This is a genomic window from Brochothrix campestris (assembly GCF_046058945.1).
GTDB lineage: Bacteria > Bacillota > Bacilli > Lactobacillales > Listeriaceae > Brochothrix > Brochothrix campestris.
On sequence record NZ_CP175511.1, the window covers coordinates 1,591,825 to 1,611,107 of the forward strand.

Genomic DNA, 19,283 nt, shown 5'->3' on the forward strand with positions numbered 1-19,283 from the left:
CTTCTCACAACCTAATCTAAAATATTATCTAATCCGTAAACTAATCCTGGATGAACCGTCACATAATCAACTCCTAGTTTAACCCCTGACATGAACGATGCACGATCATAAGAGTCATGACGAATCGTTAAGCCTTGACCCGATGCACCAAACAATACTTCTTGATGAGCGATTAAACCGGGTAAACGCACACTATGAATGCGCAAGCCTTCATAGTTGGCACCACGTGCACCTGGCATTGTTTCCGTTTCATCGGGATGTCCTTGCTCGTGCGCCGGGCGTACTTCAGCAATCATTTCAGCTGTTTTAACAGCTGTTCCTGATGGTGCATCTAATTTACGGTCATGGTGTAGTTCAGTAATTTCAACATCAGGGAAATATTTCGCTGCCATTTGCGCAAATTTCATCATTAAGACAGCGCCAACTGCAAAGTTCGGTGCAATTAAGCCGCCGGTTTCATTTGCCAGGGCTAACGCTTGTAATTCTTCAATTTGAGCTGGCGTAAAACCAGTCGTGCCCACAACAGGTGCCACCCGGTGAGATAATGCCAGTTTCGTATGTTTGTATCCGACTTCTGGGGTCGTCAATTCAATCAACACATCGAACTGTTCTTTTGCAAACAACGTTTCAATCTCATGATAAACAGGCACATCGGTTTCTGCATACGCATTAATTTCATTAAGGTTTTGATGTTTGGCCGAATGACCTAACACCGCAACAAGTTCGTACGCCTCATCATTTAAGACAAGTTTAACCGCTTCTGATCCCATTCGTCCTGTGTAACCTGTCACTGCAATTTTAATCATTTTGCTTCATCCTTTCGTTCCCACCGGTCTTTGTCGCGGTTTTTAAATTTATGCATCACGTGATCGTGTGCGTCTTGTAAATCAATCTCAAGAGCATTGGCCATGCAGATGACTGTAAACAATAAGTCACCTAGTTCTTCTTGGACTGTTACTTCCGTCTCAGTCGTTTTCTTTTGTTTTTCACCATGATAGTGGTTGATTTCACGCGCTAATTCCCCCGTTTCTTCGGTGATACGTGCCATCATTGCCAACGGTGAAAAATAACCGGTTTTAAATTGACTAATATGATCATCGACTTCTGTTTGCATCGTTCGCATTGTTTTATCTGTCATAAGCGCTCCTCGACTTGCCTTATTTGAGCAACAGCTTGAACGCACGTTCAGCAATGCTATTGCTTGTGTCTTTATTATATCATTTAAGTTTCACAGTTAACAACTTGATTTGCATGCGGTTGACATCTATACTAAACGTAACTGAATGGAGGAATGAAAATGAAAAAATGTCTCTTTATCCAAACCGGTTTTGGTGTCGATGTTCATGGCCAAGATGTTACGAAAGCAGCTGTACGTGCCGTTAACCATGCCATCTACCACAATTCAATGTCAGGCATTAAGGATTTATTGCCTGGGAAAGACTTAAATAATATGTGTGTCACTGTCAAACTCGCGATTCCAACAGATGTGTCTGAGCTAGATGTTAATGCGGTAAAAGCCCGTATTCCGTTCGGCACAGTTACTGTTGAAACTCAACGTGGCGGAATGGTTACGACTCATGGCATCGTTATCCCTGAAAAAGGTGACAAAAACGATTTGATGTACATCGTGAATGCGAGTGTTGAGGCAGGTTATTAATTGATGTGAAACATAGGTATGACAATATTTATCGCTATCTTTACACATTTCATAATTATTTAGAAACATATAAAAGCATGCTAATCTATGGGAGCTTTTTAAAATAATATCATTGGACAGTCTGTTTAAGTGGCTTAGACTGAAGATACACGTGGTTCTATTTGTTGAAAACTTTTGCTTGATTGCACTTGAGAGCTTATTTCGTAGCCAGAGTTACTTCAGTTGTTTTCAAAAAAAGAAGGTTAATTCGCTTTTGTCTACTCTCTAAACCACCTTGTTAAGCTGGCTTTTTTTGCATGCCGAATTGTACTATGAGTGCACCACAATAAAGTAAAAAAGGACTCATTCAATATGAGCCTGTCTAATTAAAGTTCCTAGACAATAATTAAATGCTCTCTTCCTATTTCACCCTTTCAGAGCAGCCTAAAGTGCTGCAATTAATATGATATCGAGCATCCTCATATTACTTTCTAAAGCTTTTACTTAATATCACTATTTAATGTTGGCTTTTAGTCTTCTCTATCTGCTATGTTACACTATACCAAGAAAAGAGGTGTTATCATGGTCCATTGGTACGCATCAGGTGCAGAACGAGCAACTGAAGCTGAACTTCTCATTACAAAACTAATTGCCTCATTAGATTTTCAAACTGCACAGCCGTTAATAACCGTTCTCGAAAGTGGTCGGAATGAACTCACACAGCCGACACAATCACTGACTCTTATTTTAAGTCGACTGCAGTTAAGCATCGCGCAGTGTTTATTAAAGCATCCGCTCGTGTTAGATCCTTCGACACAAGTACTTTTCACAGAACTAACAGCCCTATCAGCCATCCGCTATGGTGGCTAATCCCACTATACAGCGACAGCACACAACCGACCATCGTTGTGTGCTGCTTTTTATTCATATCAACGTTTCTCTGCTTGTTGCTTCATTAATGCCACTCCAAAACACACGACAATTGCTCCGACGACAACACTTAGTTCCAACCAAGTGGTTGTTGGGAAACGCCCCAGCTCATAACCAATCCCCATCTGTATTTCAAAATCATTGCGCTGAGCCACAGTTTCATTAATAAAACTGTTATTCACCTCGTCAGTCATCAACACGCGCCGGTAGAGGGCTGCCACATAAGAGGTTGGAAAACATTTAATGACTGTTTGCGCTACGGTTGGCAAGGAACCAAGTGGCACATAGACACCTGCTATAAAACCCGACAACGTTCCCACCATCGTCGCAATCGAATTAAACACATTGTAAGAACGCACGCTATTCACAATCACTAAATTCAAACTGGCCCCACTTAGAACGGACAGTAAGCTCAGTCCGAGCAACTGCATAACGAGCAACATGGTGATGCTAAAACCATTGACGAAGGAGAGATAGGCCAAACCTAACACGAGTACAAACACCGTACAAAGAAAGCCAATCACAACAGCGGTACTAATATAACTCAACAGCACCCACCGCTGTTTGAGCGGTGACACGCTAAAATCTTTGATGATACCGGTCGCACGATCATTAATCATTTGCTCATAGGCACTTAAGGTCGTCGAAACGCCAGTAATAGCAAGCATTCCCGCTAAAATCCAACAATCGAGTAATTCGCCCGCTGCTGGCACTGTTGCCCAATTAACGCGCATTGTTTCACGCAAAAAAATGACGTAAAGTAGCAATACCACAAAGACACCGAGCATTGCAAAAAACAAAGCTGAACGGTCGCGGAAGAACAGCAGTAGATTCCGCCTAATTAAAGGATTAGCCATCATCTAACCTCCTGAGGTAGACATCTTCAAGACTGCCTTCCTTCACTTCAAACCGGCTGATGTCTGTTTGATAGCGTTGTAATAACGCCACGCATTGTGCGACTGATGTTAGCACGATTAAAAGATGCTGATTTTCCCATTCACACGGTCGTCCTGCCGCACGTTCAATCGTGATAATCCGTTGCAAATTGCCTTTATAAATGAGCATACGCGTTTGGGTGTAGTGTTGCTTCAAGCCACTAGGTGTACCCTCACGTACAATTTGACCTTGGTCGATTATATAAATATAATTCGCCTGTTCGGCTTCTTCCAAATAATGGGTCGTCAAAACAATCGTTAACTGTTCACACCGCTGTTTTGCTTTAATGATTGACCACAATTGTCGACGTGTTTGCGCATCTAAGCCAGTTGTAGGTTCATCTAAAAATAATACCTCTGGTTGCGGCAGTAAGGCTCTAGCAATATCAGCACGGCGACGCTGCCCCCCTGACAAAGCACCAACACACCGATTGGCAATCCCACCAATGTTTAACGCGGTCATACTTCGCTCTACAGCCACTTCATCGCCTTGATAGAGACGATTGCGTATCTGTAAGTTTTCATAGACGCTGAGACGCTCATCAAGAACGCTTTGTTGAAAGACAACCCCAATTTTAGCGCGGACACGAGTTGTTGCAGTCGTCAAATCGTCACCCGCCAAGCTAATTTGGCCTGAAGTCGGCGTTGTTAAAGTACATAACAGACTAATTAAAGTCGATTTTCCCGCACCATTAGCTCCCAAAATGGCAACCATTGTCCCTTTATTAACTGTGAGCGACACTGCTTTTAGTGCACAGTGTGTCCCATAAAACTTGCTGACGTTTTTCACTGCTACATAGGTCATTTACCATCCCCCTATCGCACTTTTTTTCAGCATATCAAATTAAGCGGTCGCCTATCAAACATTCGTCTGTTCTAAATTGACACTAATGCTACTCCCTGTCATACTAGCTATAACTAATCAGAGGAGATGACTACGAATGATAACTAAAACTCTACCCTATCTCTTAACGTTTGGCGCCGCTATTTTCGCTCTCTTCGTTTTACAACTTTCGGCTCGTGACACTTTTATTTTCATGTTAATGTCGCTCCTAATTGTTTCTAGCAGTGCTTTTTTGGCTAACAAAAAAACAGCGCCGCTTGGCGTACTATTCACCAAGTCGCTGCTCTTCAGTATAATCGCCACTATCTATTTCAGCTGCCTTACGGACTATTCAGCATTCACCATACTGTTGATTGGTGTGGTTATTTTCGTTATTAGTTTTATTCAAGTTGGTATTAATCGTGACCTCTCTAGCGACCAAACAAAATAAGACGGCACCTACTATTCTCGAAGCAGCGATTGCAGTTTGATTTTTTCATCCATCCGATAAAGCCAGTCAATCGTTACAATCCCTTGAAAATCAATTCGCTGCTGTTCAAATTCATCCGGCAATTGATAGTTCGTAATCACCCAGTCAGCCTGTTCCAGTTGCAAGTTAGGCTCTATCACGCGTTGAATCTCGATGCGGTCGCCAAAAAACATCTGTAAAACATTCGTTAATGCCTTAATAATTTCTTCCCGTTCAAATAAATAAACCGCTACAATCGGCCGCTTTAAAATATACTTCGCTAAGTTTATTTCGGCATTCATCGTATAAATCATTTCACGATGAAACGACTGCTTACGGGCAATTGTCGAAAATTTCAGTTCATTCTCTTTGAAAATCGCATCGAGTTCCATAAAAAACAGGTGATAATACTCATGCTGACTTTTGAATATTAACGCAGAGGTGTTAAAAAGAAAGAAGGTAACATCAGGTTCATATTGAAAGTTAACGGTTAAATCTTTAATCATTCGTTGCTTCAGTTGGTCTGAAACAGTTAATTTTGTGAAGTTTTGTAAGACAACCTCAACGAATCGACTGGTTTTTTGTTGAATCTCATAATGCAACACTGTTTGGCGACAATAACGGGCTAAATAATACCGATGCAATAATTGATTGGCTACAGTGAGCGTAAACGGCAATTGAAAGGCTTTCATCATCGTTTCCTGCCAAGTTGAAAACGCTTCTGTTTCGACGTGTTTTACTGCCGAGTAATAATTGGGGAGATTATGGTCGAAATGTCCTTTTTTAGTCCGATAAATTGAGGCTAACACGTAAAAATACGACTGTGTCATTTCGTAATGATCGCTGTGTTCGAGCTGAAACTGACTGCTAATAAAGGCCATATAAGCTTGATAGACTTCATCTTTGCGGATTTCGCGGGTGTATATTTGATTGAATTGTAGTTCATATAACATGTAATGCGTAAACAAGCGAATATTTGTTTCGTTTCCTGTCAGTGATAATACGTTTAACTTTGTTTTGATTGACATGCGCAACTGCCGTTTTAAAAAGTACGCATTCCATTTATCCACTAGACCTCTAAGCTTCGATTCTGATACATAGAGATCGAGCGCCAAACTGGTAATGCACGGTTCCTTTTTAAGGATTTCATACAACATTTTGACTGAAATTGAATCGTTAAGATAGACCGAGTAAAAATAATGAAAATTGACGCCTTTGCTCCGATCAAACAACAATCCCTTTGTTCGATGCACTTGAATAACAGCTAGATGCTCATTGATTTGGGCAATGTCTTTAATTAAGGTTTTCTTTGAACATCCTAACAAACAAGCGACTTTCTGTATTTCAAGATAATGATGGGTGCTATACAACTCACTAATAAGTGTTAATTTCCGACTGATATCATTTTCGAGCACTGTTTCCATCTAACAACCTCCTATCCACTCACAGTTAACGAGCTCCTATTTCCTCATTAAAAAAGCAATTGCATAACTGCACAATCACTTTTTCAACCTCATTTCGGTTAACAACTGTTAGTCATCTATTCGTTTCAGTTGAAACATAGTCCTAGTATAACCGCCTTTCCCTCTATATTTCTTGCGTTTTTTTTCTTCAAAAGCAACCTGTTTTGGAAAAAAAAAATTATCCTTCTCTTTGAATTGCGAGAACGGATAACTTTTAATTATTCGTGTATTAACCGGAGGTAACGCTCAACCGGATACTGGGCTAAATCGATTTTGACTGAACGATTGAGTACTAAGTCGACTAATACCTTGCCGACATAAGGACCCACAGTTAAGCCAGAGGCGCCTAGACCATTGGCAACATAGGCATTATCAGCGAAGGGGACTTGACCAAGCACCGGCGTATAATCCGCTGTATAAGCCCGGGTTCCTGTGCGGACACCGATAATTTCAGCGGTTTCCCATCCGGGAGCAAACCGTAAACTTTCATTGGCAATTGCGGTCAATTCACCGATAGTTGGGGCGAGATTAAACCCTTTGTTTTTTTCATGTGAGGCACCAATGACAACATGATCAGCAAATGGGACAAAACTAAAGGCTGAAGCTGGCATAATTACCGGCCAGTCGCTGCTATTTTGGATTGTTTTCAAATGGAGCAACTGCCCCTTTTGGGTCGTAATATCACAATAAACCGCTTCATCAAACATTTCACCGAGCCATGCTCCCGTGGCTAACAGCACTTTATCCGCTGCGATTTCAAGTCCTTCAACCAAGACAGTGAGGCGGTTGTCTTTACGCGCCAGACGAGCTGTTGCTGTTATAAAATCGACACCGTTGTGAACGGCGACTTCTTTTAAAGCTGCCACCAGTTTACTGCCATCCACACGTGCGCCACCGGAGACATGTAAACCGCTTAGTCCTTCTGCGATAAAGGGAAACTGTTGTTGAATCGCTGCCGCTGATAAGACGGTTAAGTCACCAATTTCAGGGGCTTCAACAAGACGTTCCTCAATAATCCCCGCTAACTCGTTAATTTTTGCTAGTGAATCGCGTAAAATTAACGCTCCCTTTTGTTCGTAGCCAGGATTCACCGTGGCTTCCGCTGTTAACTGTGGCATCAACTCGCGATAAAAACGGGCCCCTTCTACTGCCAATCGGTACCAGGTTTTATTACGACGTTTCGATACCCAAGGACACACAATCCCTGATGCGGCGGCGGAGGCTTGCCCCGCTCCTTCACGGTCTATCACCGTCACTTGTATGTCTTGTTCTTTTGATAAGAGGTAAGCCGCTGTCATGCCGACAATACCGCCTCCAACAATCGTAATCTTCATCTGTTTCGCTCCCTTGTCGATAAAATCCACCTTTAGTATACCATTAGTGATTGATTACGACCTCAGCAAACGATATTATTCATGCATTCGTCATAATTCACCACCCGTTTCCCATTACATCCTTCGTATCAAACACAAGACAAAAGGCTGTTTCATCCCGCTGTTTAATTGTTCGTTTTACCGCTTTGATTTTTCTCGGTGGACAGGTACTAATTAACAAGCCATTCGCATTGTTTGAATAGGCCCCATAACTATCCACTCGTGTCACACCTAAATTGTGATGCACAATTAACTGCCTCGCGATTTCTTTTGGTTCATTTGCAATTATAAAGAGTGTCTTCGCTGATTGCCCCCCTGTTTGAATTAAATCGACCATTTTTCCAATAATAACCAATGAAATGACTGAATACATTCCCGTGCTTAAGTCAAAGAAAATAAACGAGGATAATAAAACAAGACCATCGATCAGCCACACCGCGGTTCCCAACGGCATATGAAAGTAATTGTGCACAATTTGTTGAATAATCGCTGTTCCGCCAGTTGAACTCCCTCCTTTGAAAACAAGGCCAATCCCAGCTCCGGTAATAACTGCACCAAATAAGGCTGCCAACATGGCATTATCTTTGTATATCGGCATATCTGCTATTAACCAAAGGAAGAATGGTAATAAAAAAGCACAGACAATCGTATTGAGGGTGTATTTCTTCCCTAAAAATAAGAAACTCACCAGTAACAAGGGAAAGTTTGAGACAAACAGCGTCAAATCAGGTGAAATATTAAAGAGACGGAAAAATAAAATACTTATCCCATTCATCCCACCTGCAATGATGTTAAATGGTAGAAAAAACACGTGAATTCCGATAGCGATACAGAGCGTCCCAACAAGCATTAGCAATGCATTTATGGCTGTTTTTTTTGTAAAAAAATGTTTCATTCTTATTCTCCTCTCATCTCTAAAACGACAAAAACGGTGGAAGTCACTTCCAACCGTTTAATCGTCTTATTACAGTTGCTCACCATTTGATGTCACGACTTGACGGTACCAATCAAAACTGTCTTTTTTGATTCGTTTTTTTGAACCGTTACCATAATCGTCAATATCGACATAGATAAAGCCATAGCGTTTACTCATTTCTGACGATGAACAACTTACAATATCGATTGGTCCCCATGGATAATAACCAATCAGCTCAACACCATCATGAATGGCCTCTTTCATTTGTTCGATGTGTTGTTTTAAATAATCCACACGATAGGGATCGTGAATTTTATTATCTGATGTCAATTCATCAAATGCTCCCATGCCATTTTCAGTAATCATCATTGGTTTTTGATAGCGCTCATATAAAACATTAAGTGTAATTCGTAAGCCGATTGGATCGACTGACCAACCCCAATCGCTTTCAGTTAAGTTATCATTTTTCAAAAAGCGTTTTGTGTCATTTGCCTTGCCTTTTTCATAAACTGCTTCATTTGTCATCGCTGTGTAGTAGTACGAAAAAGTTAAGAAATCGGCAGTGTTTTTAAGCATTTCTTCGTCACCTTCAGCAAAAGTAATATTAATCTGTTCATCTTCAAAGTAGCGGAAAGCATAACCAGGATAAGCGCCCCGCATTAACACATCGGAGAAGAACAGTTCCATTTGATTGAACTTCATTGCTGCCAATTGATCAGCTGGTTTTGCTGTTTCAGCATACGCCAATTCACCTAACAACATCATACCGATTTCAAAGTTTGGATTAATCTCTTTTGCCCGTTTCGTTGCTTGAGCACATGCGACTAACTCATGATGCACGCCTTGGTACTTCGCTTCTTTTAAATTCTCAACTTTATCAGCTGGAATACCTAAATGATTAAATGATTCATGGACAATAAGATTAATTTGATTGACTAAAATCCAATATTTCACCTTATCTTGATAGCGTTTGAATAAGACTTCTGCATAATTAGTAAAGAAGTCGATTGTTTTACGATTATACCACCCGTTATATTTAACCGCTAAGTTCAACGGCATTTCATAATGTGAAATCGTCACAAGTGGCTCCATCCCAAGACGAATCATTTCATCGAGTAAATCATCATAGAATTGCAAACCTAATTCATTCGGTTGTTGATCATCACCATTAGGAAAAATACGTGCCCAGCTAATTGAAATACGGAATGAGTTGATGCCTAAGTCAGCTAGCATTTGTAAATCTTCTTTGTAGGTATGATAAAAATCAATACCATGACGTTTTGGATAGTAATTGACCTTGTCTTCAATTGCTTTTTGAATGGCATCGGTTGTAATTTCTTTATTTGATTTTTTCTTAATATCTTCTGTATTATCGTATGGATAAATATCTTGGACACACATTTTACGACCATCTTCTAAATAAGCCCCTTCTGCTTGGTTAGCGGCAATTGCGCCACCCCATAAAAAATCGTTTGGAAATACTGTTGGATTTTTTTTCATTTAAAATCACTCGCTCTCTAATTTTTTTTGGATTAAGGTTGTAATTACTGTCATAAAACCCTCGTAATGCGTTTGTTCCACAATCGCCCTCACAGCGATTGGATCCGATGCTATTTCAATAATCAGCTGTAAAAAATCATTAAACCGATCAGAATCATCTTGTGAAATCGCCATAAATAACACGAGGTCGACTTGGTGAACATCCCAAATAATGGGGGCCTTATTGTATAGGACTGCAAAAATTGATTGTTTAGCCGTGCGATATAACGAATGTGGCATCGCAACTGTATTAAAGGAGGTCGAAGACATTTTTTCACGTTCGAGTACGGATTCGTAATAACTTGACGTGATAATTTTTGCATCGACTAATTCATGCCCTAAAAAAGCGATATAGTCCTCTTTACTCTCTTTGATTACATCGTAATAAAAAAAGTTTTCATCGAAATAGTCATGTGCCATTCGTTGATAATACTTAACATCTTTTGCTAATTTTATTTTAGCAATACTGCGCTCAACCTTTTTAATATCTGACATATTGAAAAAGGGTGTTAACATGATAACTTCTTGTTCGGATGTGCCTATGTATGAGATGGTCGAAATGACAATATCTGCCTCGATTTCTTTTGTACTATCAGGGTAGGTTGTTATTATCTCTTTAATATTAATTTGGTCTTGAAAATAATGTTCTAAGTTTTGTACAATACGTTGTTCCATCTCATTATACGCGGGTGAGACAATCGCGACAGATACGAGATTATTAGACGATTCTTCTTCTAAAAAGATACCGATATGTAAGGCTAGATAGGCCACTTCATCATCAGGCACAGCAATACCTATCTCTGCTTCGATAATGTTAGCAACAAATAATCCCAGATCATACATCATTAAATTTTGTTTTTTCAAAATTTCAACCATTGGATTATTATTAAAGATGCCTTTTTTTCGACGCACAACTAAGTTATTTAAATGTATCGAGAAGCGACGTATAAAGGCATGGTTATCAAAGTCGAGGAAGTAGGTTTGGTTTATTTGTGCAACAATCTCGTTTGTGAGTTTAATCATAGCCGCGTCGACAACATCCCCTTCGTTGGATGTCGTGTTACCGATTAATAAAATACGCAACGCTTCGACTTCTTCAATTGTCACTTGAAAGTCATGTTGAATTGCAAGCGCATTAAAAATAGCCTGTGATACGAGATACTCTGCTGATTCACTATGACGATTAACACTTTCATTACTTTCAATATACTTCCGTTGTTTCAAGCGCATGATAGCAACAACCAAGTGTAAAATAACATTGCTCAAGGCGAACTCGTTCATTTTCAACTGTGCGCTATTGATGTTTTTTTCCACAATCGCTCGTAGTTGTGTTACTTCATATTCTTTTAAAACATCTTGGTTCGTATAAAATGCGGTCATTTGATCTTGTGTTTCTGCCGAAAAAATTTGTCGAATGAGCGTGCGTTTTTGTTGTTCTGACCCAAGTAATTGATAATGTCCTGCTTTTTTGACTAATTGCAAATTATGCGTTTTAAAATAATCACTCAAACGTCGTAAATCTTTTTGTAATGTTGTTTCAGATACTTCTAGTTCAGCTAATAAGGCATCTGTCGTCACAGGTTCACTTTCTTTAAGCAATAGACCACTTAAGTAATTGATACGGCCATTGACTGTCTGCATGCGGCTATCCTCATACAAATAGAGACATTTTTCATAGAGTGTTTTATCAAGATAGTAACCTTTAGTGCTCGCTTGTATAACTTCTTCACCTAGTTTTTGATTGATTTGTTTTACATAGTTACGAATCGTTCGATCCGATACCTTCAGCCTCTCAGCCAAAACACGGGCAGATGCAGGGCTTTTTTTATCTTTTAAGACGTTTAAAAGTTTGACTTCTTTCATCCATGTTCTCCTTTAAGGTTAATAACCTTACGCTATTTCATTTATCTTTTGTTCCAATCGTTCGAGTAATGGAATTAATTTTTTGGTGATATTGTATTCACTTTGTACTGTCATTAATGTATCCTGCGCATGGGCAAATAACATTGAATAGTAATACGCTTCTTCCTTCGCTTCTTTTTGCACTTGAACTGTTTGAATTTTATGTGATTTATTTATATTTTCTTTAGCTTCTTTAATTAGTTCAGCCGCGGTATTATAAGCACCAGTCATTGCTTGATCGAGCGCCTCATTAACTTTTTCGCGCGCATCACCAGCATGTAAAATCATTAACATTGATTGTTCGTTAAACTGTTCTTTCATCTCTTCTGTAATCATAAGTAACCTCCGTTAGTTTAGTTGATTAATCCTGCGTATCTGCTTCGACTTTAAGCTGCTGTGCATCGTACATCTTGAATAACGGGAACCAGACAAGTAATGACACGCCCATGAAGATAAAACAGGCAACAATCGCTTTCCAGTCGCCACCTGTGGCAAAGAAACTCTGTAGTGGATACGGTAAATACCAAAGCATAAAGGAATCACTCGGAATATTAACAAAGCCCCAATACATTGAGAGATAAGCAAGTGCTGGTAAGAGCAAGCCATTAATCCACATCCCTACCATAAAGAACGGATTGAAGGCAATTGGTGCGCCAAAGATGACCGGTTCATTGATGTTAAAGAGTGAAGGAATAAGTGTCGCTCGACCAATTGCTTTTAAGCGCATTGATTTTGCCATGAACGCCATCAATAGCACAAGTGTTAATGTCGCACCTAAGCCTCCGATTAAAAATAGACCGTAGACAGTCTCATTTGTTGCAATATTAACCGCTTCACCACCAGCTGCAACAAGCGCATGATTATCTGCAATTGCTTGCATATAGACCGGATAGGCAATCGGTGTTAAAATCCAGGGACTGATACCAAAAGAGTATAAGAATGCTTGGATGAAGTTAATCAGCACAAAGCCTCCGAATGTTTGGATGATACCAGATAGCGGCTGAAACGCACTTAAAATCACATTGTAAATATCGAGATTAAAATAATCGGTACAAATCAAGCCGAATCCAAGCATTAATGTGATGGGAATCAATGAGTCAAACCACACAATTACAAAATCGGGAATCCCTGAATCCTGTTTGAAAAATGAAAATTTTGAAAACAAGCGCATCACGACACCAACAAAGATACCAACAATCATCGCCATGATTAAACCGGTTGCGCCAAAGCGAGCTTGTTCAAAACTTATGGTGCCCGTATCTGTTATTTTAGGACCGATGCTGATTAAAAATAACGATAATGATGTCACACCTGCCAACAGTTTTTTATCACCTAAATTGCTTTTTTCCATAATGTTGTAAGCGATTAAAAAGGCAACACCAATGCCGACGATTCCAAAAGAAAAATCAGACATTTTACCAAGATTCACTAAATCCGGTTTTATCTCATTAATGAGCGATAAAATTGTTACGATTGAACTGACTAAAATAAGTGGCAAAATCGTCATTATTGCATCTTGAATCGACGACACAATAAAGTTTTTACTCACTTTATTCGCGATTGGTGCAAACTTTGTATTCATGAATTCAAAGAGCTTATTCATCATACGCCTCCTTCAATTACTTATAGTGTTTTTATAAGTTCCAACGCTTTTTTGCCATCTAACATACCATAGATACTTTGAGGCATAACCTCTACTTTAATTGGCAGATCGCCGATTTGTTTCATAATTTCAGCCTTGATATAAGCAAGATGTGGCCCGATTAATAAAATATCGATTTCACTTAAGTACTCATTTAGCTGCGCTTCACTGCGGGCTTCACATTTCAGCTCATACCCTTCTTTCTTTGCTGCCTTTCGAATTGCTTGTGCCATAAAACCGCTCGATGCTCCTGCACCACAAATTAGTAATACACGTTCCATTTCAATCTCCCCTTTATTAGTTTGTCTTTGTTGATAACCTTAGTATATTTTCAATTGCCTATCCATACAAATGCATTATTTCCGCCTACTTAGGAAATTAGCTATTATTTTCTTATGCTATTGGCGTGTAACGAATGAACACTCCCTTTTTGAAAGGGTATTCAAGTAATGTATTCTCAATTATAGGTGTAAAATTGGCTATTCTCCATCTTATGCTTGATTAAATTCACAAACAGGTGGACTAGCGACACTAAATCGTCAAACAAGAACGCTTTGTTTGATGGCTATTTAAAAGCATCTCTTGCTGAATTAAGTTCATCTGAATTCAACAAGAAATGCTTTATTATTTACCTATTTTATTTTTCTTTAAGCTGTTAGATTTTCAATTGCCCATTAGCAATTGCTGACATCACGATGATAACTAAACCTAATATGATGATACATAAACCAATGAGGGAAAGTGGTTTGTTCTTCGATTTATAATACCCTCCCAGTCTCCAACTCCATTTTGCGGTAATTAATTGAATAAATAATCCGATTCCAAAAATAATTGCACCAACTAAAATCATTTTATTCATCACGCTATCCCCTCCATCTGCTATATAATCTTATCTTCTATTTAATAAGACTACTAAGTGAAAAAATATTTTATTATTTGACTTGTATCCTCTCTGAAATCGTCCAACCGGTATTTTATTCATAGGTTCTACATTATGTTTACATGTAATCATAACTGATTCGAAGTTCATTTGCCAATAAAACAAAAAGAACAGTCATACCTTATGGGCATGACTGTTCTTTTTGTTTTATTTTTCTAGTTCCTTCAACCAGAACATTTGAAATTCCAATTTCTCTCCTGTCGACGGTAAATAGTCGACACTCTCTTGAATTCCAATCGCTTCGAAGTTAAATGACCTGTCTCAGCTTTTATTACTTATCAGTAGCGTCGCGGCCCACCAAGCGTTCAGCCTTAGCTGTTTGTTGGAACTTGCTCGCAAACGGCGGTAATTCTTTCACCTCTGGGTATTTACGTTGTAAGGCCGTTAACAATAAACGGTCAGTTAGCTCCGCATTATTCGCTAATAACGCCCCGTGTAAATATGAGCAATACGTGTTTTTATAAATTGAGCCTTCGGTACCATCTTCCCCATTATTACCACGGCCTTTTTCAACCCGTGCCAATGGTTTTTGACCTTCACCAAGGTACGTACGTCCGCCATGATTTTCAAAGCCCACGTATTTTTCATCGAAATCAGCATTGTGTAAAATAACATCGCCGATAAAACGTTCATCGCCGTTAACGGTGTAATGAGGCATTGCGTTAATACCCGCAATTTTATTACCATCGGCATCTAAATAATATTGACCGAGCATTTGATAACCACCACAAATCGCGAGCATGACTTTCTCGTCTTCAATATATTGCGTTAAAGCCGTTTTTTTCGTTTGCATGTCCTTAGCAACGAGCAGTTGCTCATAATCCTGCCCACCACCAATAAAGACCATGTCATATTTTGAATCATCAAAGGTTTCATCAATACTAACGGTTTCAATATTGAAGGCAATGCCACGTACTTGCGCACGGTGTTTTAATATAAGTAAGTTACCATTATCGCCGTATGTGTTTAACAAGTTGGCATATAAATGGCACATGTTTAATGACATTTCCATGTTACCACTTTCCTTTCAACATGTTCTTTTTATACAGTTCTTCTCGGAAACGCAACATCGCAGTATAGGTCGCTAAAACATAAACGTCTTCTGTTTCTACCGCTTGAATAGCATCGACTAAGCCATCGATAGTTGGCACGACCCCAATCTCTTCTTCTGGAATTCCAGCCACGTTTAAACGTACGCCGAGATCATAGTAACGCTCGCCACCAACATTGTAATTTGGAATCGGCATTTCTGCTAATTTTTCAAAATTAACATCCCAAATCCAGCTCACATCGATGCCGTCTGCATAATGATTGTTCATTAATAAGAAGAGTGAAAAAGCTTCGTCATGTAAGCCAATCGTTTCAATTGCTTGGTTAAAGCCAACGGGGTTTTTCACCAAAATAACGTGCACACGCTTCGTGCCGACCTGAACTGCTTCTTGACGACCAAAGACCGCTTGATCCAACACGAGGCCGGTTTTAATTTGAGCCGTTGTGAGTCCAAATTCGCGCCCGATTGCATAGGCAGACAACGCGTTATAGCTGTTGTATAACCCACCCACCGTTAAATGATACGGTTCGTCATCGATTTGAACATCCGCTTCTTGATCCGTTAAACGAGTCACTTCATTGAGGCGGTATGTCAGTTCTGGACGTTTATACTCACAGCTTGCACAGTAATAATCACCGAGGTTGTTGTATGTAATAAAGTTATATTTTAACGGTTTCTTACAATGTGGGCAAAGTGTGGCTGTCGCATTTGTTTGCGCTTCTTGAGCCTCACCTTTTTCGAGGTCAAAGCCAAAGTAAACGACCGGATTTTTGACAGCCATATCGTGAAAAATAGGGGCATCGCCATTGACAAATAAAGTCGTTTCTGGTGTTAAGTTCGCACCATCAACCATTAATTTCAAGGTGGTGTACACTTCACCGTAGCGATCTAATTGATCGCGAAAAACATTAGTAAAGACCATTGCCCGCGGTTTAACGTATTTTGTGATGCTCGTTAAACTGGCTTCATCGACTTCTAAGATTGCCACCCGTTTTTCTTTACGGCTCGGTTGATAATTTTTCAAAAAGGTTGATGTAATCCCTTGTAACATATTGGCGCCAGTTGAATTTGAAATCGTGTCTGGATGTGCTTGCTTCAAAACGTTATGCATCAAAGCTGATGTCACTGTTTTACCATTCGTACCCGTTACAATGATGACTTCATAGTTACGTGAAATCTCTTGTAACACGGCTGGGTCTAATTTCAACGCCACCCGACCTGGGAAACTGCTGCCCCCTTTTGTTAACTTTTGAACGGTCAGGTAGACGGTTTTCCCTACTACCGCTGCCATTTTACTACGTAGTGACATGTTATTTCCCCTTCCAATCGCTTCTTTAATTCATTTCATTTTACCATAAGTTATCGCTTGACCCAAACTGTACGCTAGCTTTTGTTACGGAGGCGATGCCGTTGAATTTTCCCCGTTGCTGTCCGCGGTATTTTGGCCACTGTCACGTAGCGTTGCGGCCACTTGTATTTCGCTAATTTGGTGGCGATGAAAGCCTCTAAATCAGCCTTGTGCAAGGGGTGTTCGCTCACGATGTAGGCGATTGGCACTTGTTCCCACTGAGGGTGATACTCACCGATAACAGCGACATCGCTCACGAGCGGATGTTGTAATAAAACGTGCTCAATCTCGGTCGGATAAATGTTTTCACCGCCCGAAATAATCAGGTCACCTGCCCGTTCTTTAACGAATAAATAACCGTCAGTATCAAGATAGCCAATGTCACCTGTTTTAAACCAACCATCAATAAAATCATCCGAGTGATGCTGGTAGTAGCCAGGTGTAATGTTGCCACCACGAAGCCAAATATCGCCAACGGTTTGAGGTGGCGTGTCGCCATTACCAATCCGTAATTCAGTTTGAAACAGAGGAATGCCTGCTGATCCGAGTTTTGTTGCTACTTGATCTAACGGCATTGCTACCGCTTGAGCTGCTGTTTCGGTCATCCCATATGATGGGGTCACAGGCAGCTGCCACGCTTGGCAGGCTGTTAAGAGTTCACGTGTAACAGGACCACCACCTAACAAGACGAGTTGCACGTTAGGATGACAAGTGAACGGTGTTTTTGCTTGCATCAAGCGGTGGAGCATCGTTGTAACGACTGAGGCATGTGTGATTGCGCCCGTCGCTAACAGCTGTTGTAACTGCTCTGCTCTAAACTTGGGCGCTAGCACAACGGCACAGCCAAATAAGAGTGAACGCATCAGTATCGATAAGCCACTAATGTGAAACAACGGCACGGCACAATACCACCGAGACGTCGTTGAGAGACCACTCATCATCGCTGTTCCGGTCGCTGAGGCCAGGTGATTGCCGTACGTTTGTTGCACCGCCTTTGGATGCCCGGTCGAACCCGAGGTAAACATCAGTGATGCGGTTGTTTTAAGCTCCAGCGTTGAGCGCAATTGCAGGGGCGTTGCCGTCATGTTAGCCACTGATACAAACGAAAGAGCAGGCAGATTCGTTACGTTCAACGAATCAACCAACTCTTTAAAGTTAGTGGCATGAAGAAGCAGCGTGGCATCGCTTTGCTGCAATTGATAATTAATTTCACGTGGTGTGAGACGGTTGTTAAGAAACACCGTCACCGCACCGACTTGTTGCAACGCCAAAATCAGTTCATAGAAGTCGCGTTTATTTTCACCGAGTACAGCAACATGATCACCCGCCGCCACGACTGTTTGCAGTTTGGCAGCTAAATGAGTGACCGTTTGCCATACGTCGGCAAAGGTCAACGTTTGTTCATCAGTGATGAGCGCAACTGCTGTTGGTGTTTGTTGCACCCTTTGTAATAACCAATTGCTAACACGCATGTTTGCACCTTCTCGCCTTATGGGAATTTAGGGAATTGATCGAAGTCTGGATCGCGTTTTTCTTTGAAAGCGTCACGGCCTTCTTTCGCTTCATCTGTTGTATAGTAAAGCATTGTTGCATCGCCGGCAAATTGTTGTAAGCCAGCTAAGCCGTCTGTGTCAGCATTGAAAGCTGCTTTAATAAAGCGCATTGCTGTCGGGCTTTTCTTCAACATTTCAGTTGCCCATTCCATCGTTACTTCTTCAACCTCTGCAAGCGGCACAACTTTGTTAATCCAGTTCATTTCATACGCTTCTTCAGCTGAGTATTGTTTACACATGAACCAAACTTCTTTGGCACGTTTATGTCCAATTACGCGTGCGAGGTAGCCCGAACCATAGCCGGCATCAAAGCTCCCAACGTTTGGTCCTGTTTGACCAAATTTAGCGTTATCAGCTGCAATTGTAATATCACATACTAATTGTAAAATGTTACCGCCACCGATAGAGTACCCACGAACCATCGCGATAACTGGTTTTGGAATAACACGGATTAAGCGTTGTAAGTCTAATACGTTTAATCGAGGAATGTTATCTGAGCCAACATAGCCACCGTTACCACGTACTTTTTGATCGCCACCAGAACAGAAGGCAAGGTCACCTTCACCTGTTAAAATAATAACGCCTGTATCGGCATCATCACGACAGATTGTAAAAGCATCGATCATTTCCATTACTGTTAATGGTGTAAAGGCATTACGCACGTGTGGGCGGTTAATCGTAATTTTAGCCACGTGGTTTGTTTTTTCAAATTTAATTTCTTGGTACTCTTTTACTGGTTGCCAATCAAATGTTTTCATTGTAT

The 19,283-nt window shown here is 40.4% G+C and carries 20 protein-coding genes; 3 read left to right on the forward strand and 17 right to left on the reverse strand.

Features of this window, described 5'->3' with window-relative positions:
* Nucleotides 1–11: 11 nt before the first annotated feature.
* Nucleotides 12–806: a 4-hydroxy-tetrahydrodipicolinate reductase gene (gene dapB / locus ACJYYY_RS07690; protein WP_035315016.1), complete on the reverse strand. Its 795-nt coding sequence runs from the start codon at nt 804–806 to the stop codon at nt 12–14.
* Nucleotides 803–1,138: a nucleotide pyrophosphohydrolase gene (locus tag ACJYYY_RS07695; RefSeq protein WP_035315015.1), complete on the reverse strand. Its 336-nt coding sequence runs from the start codon at nt 1,136–1,138 to the stop codon at nt 803–805. The genes dapB and ACJYYY_RS07695 overlap by 4 nt, the downstream gene beginning before the upstream one ends.
* A 159-nt stretch (nt 1,139–1,297) precedes the next feature.
* Between ACJYYY_RS07695 and ACJYYY_RS07700 the strand changes: the two genes are divergently transcribed.
* Both ACJYYY_RS07700 and ACJYYY_RS07705 read left to right on the forward strand, forming a co-directional pair.
* Nucleotides 1,298–1,657 (forward strand): Lin0512 family protein, encoded by a 360-nt coding sequence (locus tag ACJYYY_RS07700; protein WP_035315014.1) that lies wholly within the window; start codon nt 1,298–1,300, stop codon nt 1,655–1,657.
* A gap of 561 nt (nt 1,658–2,218) precedes the next feature.
* Entirely contained in the window at nt 2,219–2,506 is a 288-nt protein-coding gene (locus ACJYYY_RS07705) for a hypothetical protein (protein WP_035315013.1), read from the forward strand.
* A gap of 59 nt (nt 2,507–2,565) precedes the next feature.
* Here the strand turns inward: ACJYYY_RS07705 and ACJYYY_RS07710 are convergent, their stop codons facing one another.
* Entirely contained in the window at nt 2,566–3,423 is an 858-nt protein-coding gene (locus tag ACJYYY_RS07710; RefSeq protein ID WP_051456987.1) for an ABC transporter permease, read from the reverse strand.
* Nucleotides 3,416–4,306, reverse strand: coding sequence for an ABC transporter ATP-binding protein (locus ACJYYY_RS07715; protein ID WP_035315012.1), 891 nt, complete (start codon nt 4,304–4,306; stop codon nt 3,416–3,418). Before ACJYYY_RS07715 ends, ACJYYY_RS07710 begins: the two co-directional genes overlap by 8 nt.
* A gap of 136 nt (nt 4,307–4,442) precedes the next feature.
* On the opposite strand from ACJYYY_RS07715, the gene ACJYYY_RS07720 reads away from it, so the two are divergent.
* Entirely contained in the window at nt 4,443–4,775 is a 333-nt protein-coding gene (locus ACJYYY_RS07720) for a hypothetical protein (RefSeq protein ID WP_035315011.1), read from the forward strand.
* A gap of 11 nt (nt 4,776–4,786) precedes the next feature.
* Here the strand turns inward: ACJYYY_RS07720 and ACJYYY_RS07725 are convergent, their stop codons facing one another.
* The 13 genes from ACJYYY_RS07725 to menB all read right to left on the reverse strand — a co-directional run bounded on the left by ACJYYY_RS07725 (nt 4,787) and on the right by menB (nt 19,278).
* A complete protein-coding gene (locus tag ACJYYY_RS07725) occupies nt 4,787–6,217 on the reverse strand; it encodes a helix-turn-helix domain-containing protein (RefSeq protein WP_035315010.1) in 1,431 nt (476 codons plus the stop codon).
* Between the two features lie 257 nt (nt 6,218–6,474).
* On the reverse strand, nt 6,475–7,590 hold the full coding sequence (locus tag ACJYYY_RS07730) for an FAD-binding oxidoreductase (RefSeq protein ID WP_035315009.1): 1,116 nt from the start codon (nt 7,588–7,590) through the stop codon (nt 6,475–6,477).
* Between the two features lie 97 nt (nt 7,591–7,687).
* Nucleotides 7,688–8,524, reverse strand: a complete 837-nt coding sequence (locus ACJYYY_RS07735; protein WP_408868799.1) for a YitT family protein — start codon at nt 8,522–8,524, stop codon at nt 7,688–7,690.
* 69 nt (nt 8,525–8,593) lie between these two features.
* Complete coding sequence (locus ACJYYY_RS07740) at nt 8,594–10,045, reverse strand: glycoside hydrolase family 1 protein (RefSeq protein ID WP_035315008.1); 1,452 nt, start codon at nt 10,043–10,045, stop codon at nt 8,594–8,596.
* A 6-nt stretch (nt 10,046–10,051) separates the two neighbouring features.
* Nucleotides 10,052–11,947, reverse strand: coding sequence for a BglG family transcription antiterminator (locus ACJYYY_RS07745; protein WP_408868800.1), 1,896 nt, complete (start codon nt 11,945–11,947; stop codon nt 10,052–10,054).
* A gap of 27 nt (nt 11,948–11,974) precedes the next feature.
* Nucleotides 11,975–12,322: a PTS lactose/cellobiose transporter subunit IIA gene (locus tag ACJYYY_RS07750; RefSeq protein WP_035315006.1), complete on the reverse strand. Its 348-nt coding sequence runs from the start codon at nt 12,320–12,322 to the stop codon at nt 11,975–11,977.
* A gap of 25 nt (nt 12,323–12,347) precedes the next feature.
* Nucleotides 12,348–13,592, reverse strand: a complete 1,245-nt coding sequence (locus ACJYYY_RS07755; RefSeq protein WP_198015755.1) for a PTS sugar transporter subunit IIC — start codon at nt 13,590–13,592, stop codon at nt 12,348–12,350.
* A gap of 17 nt (nt 13,593–13,609) precedes the next feature.
* Nucleotides 13,610–13,909, reverse strand: a complete 300-nt coding sequence (locus ACJYYY_RS07760; RefSeq protein WP_035315004.1) for a PTS sugar transporter subunit IIB — start codon at nt 13,907–13,909, stop codon at nt 13,610–13,612.
* 374 nt (nt 13,910–14,283) lie between these two features.
* Nucleotides 14,284–14,490: a hypothetical protein gene (locus tag ACJYYY_RS07765; RefSeq protein WP_156921197.1), complete on the reverse strand. Its 207-nt coding sequence runs from the start codon at nt 14,488–14,490 to the stop codon at nt 14,284–14,286.
* 349 nt (nt 14,491–14,839) lie between these two features.
* On the reverse strand, nt 14,840–15,580 hold the full coding sequence (locus tag ACJYYY_RS07770; protein WP_408868801.1) for a type 1 glutamine amidotransferase: 741 nt from the start codon (nt 15,578–15,580) through the stop codon (nt 14,840–14,842).
* 1 nt (nt 15,581) lies between these two features.
* Nucleotides 15,582–16,928, reverse strand: coding sequence for a MurT ligase domain-containing protein (locus tag ACJYYY_RS07775; protein ID WP_408868802.1), 1,347 nt, complete (start codon nt 16,926–16,928; stop codon nt 15,582–15,584).
* A gap of 74 nt (nt 16,929–17,002) precedes the next feature.
* Complete coding sequence (locus ACJYYY_RS07780) at nt 17,003–18,439, reverse strand: o-succinylbenzoate--CoA ligase (RefSeq protein WP_035315002.1); 1,437 nt, start codon at nt 18,437–18,439, stop codon at nt 17,003–17,005.
* A 17-nt stretch (nt 18,440–18,456) separates the two neighbouring features.
* Nucleotides 18,457–19,278 (reverse strand): 1,4-dihydroxy-2-naphthoyl-CoA synthase, encoded by an 822-nt coding sequence (menB, locus tag ACJYYY_RS07785; RefSeq protein WP_035315001.1) that lies wholly within the window; start codon nt 19,276–19,278, stop codon nt 18,457–18,459.
* Nucleotides 19,279–19,283 lie beyond the last annotated feature (5 nt).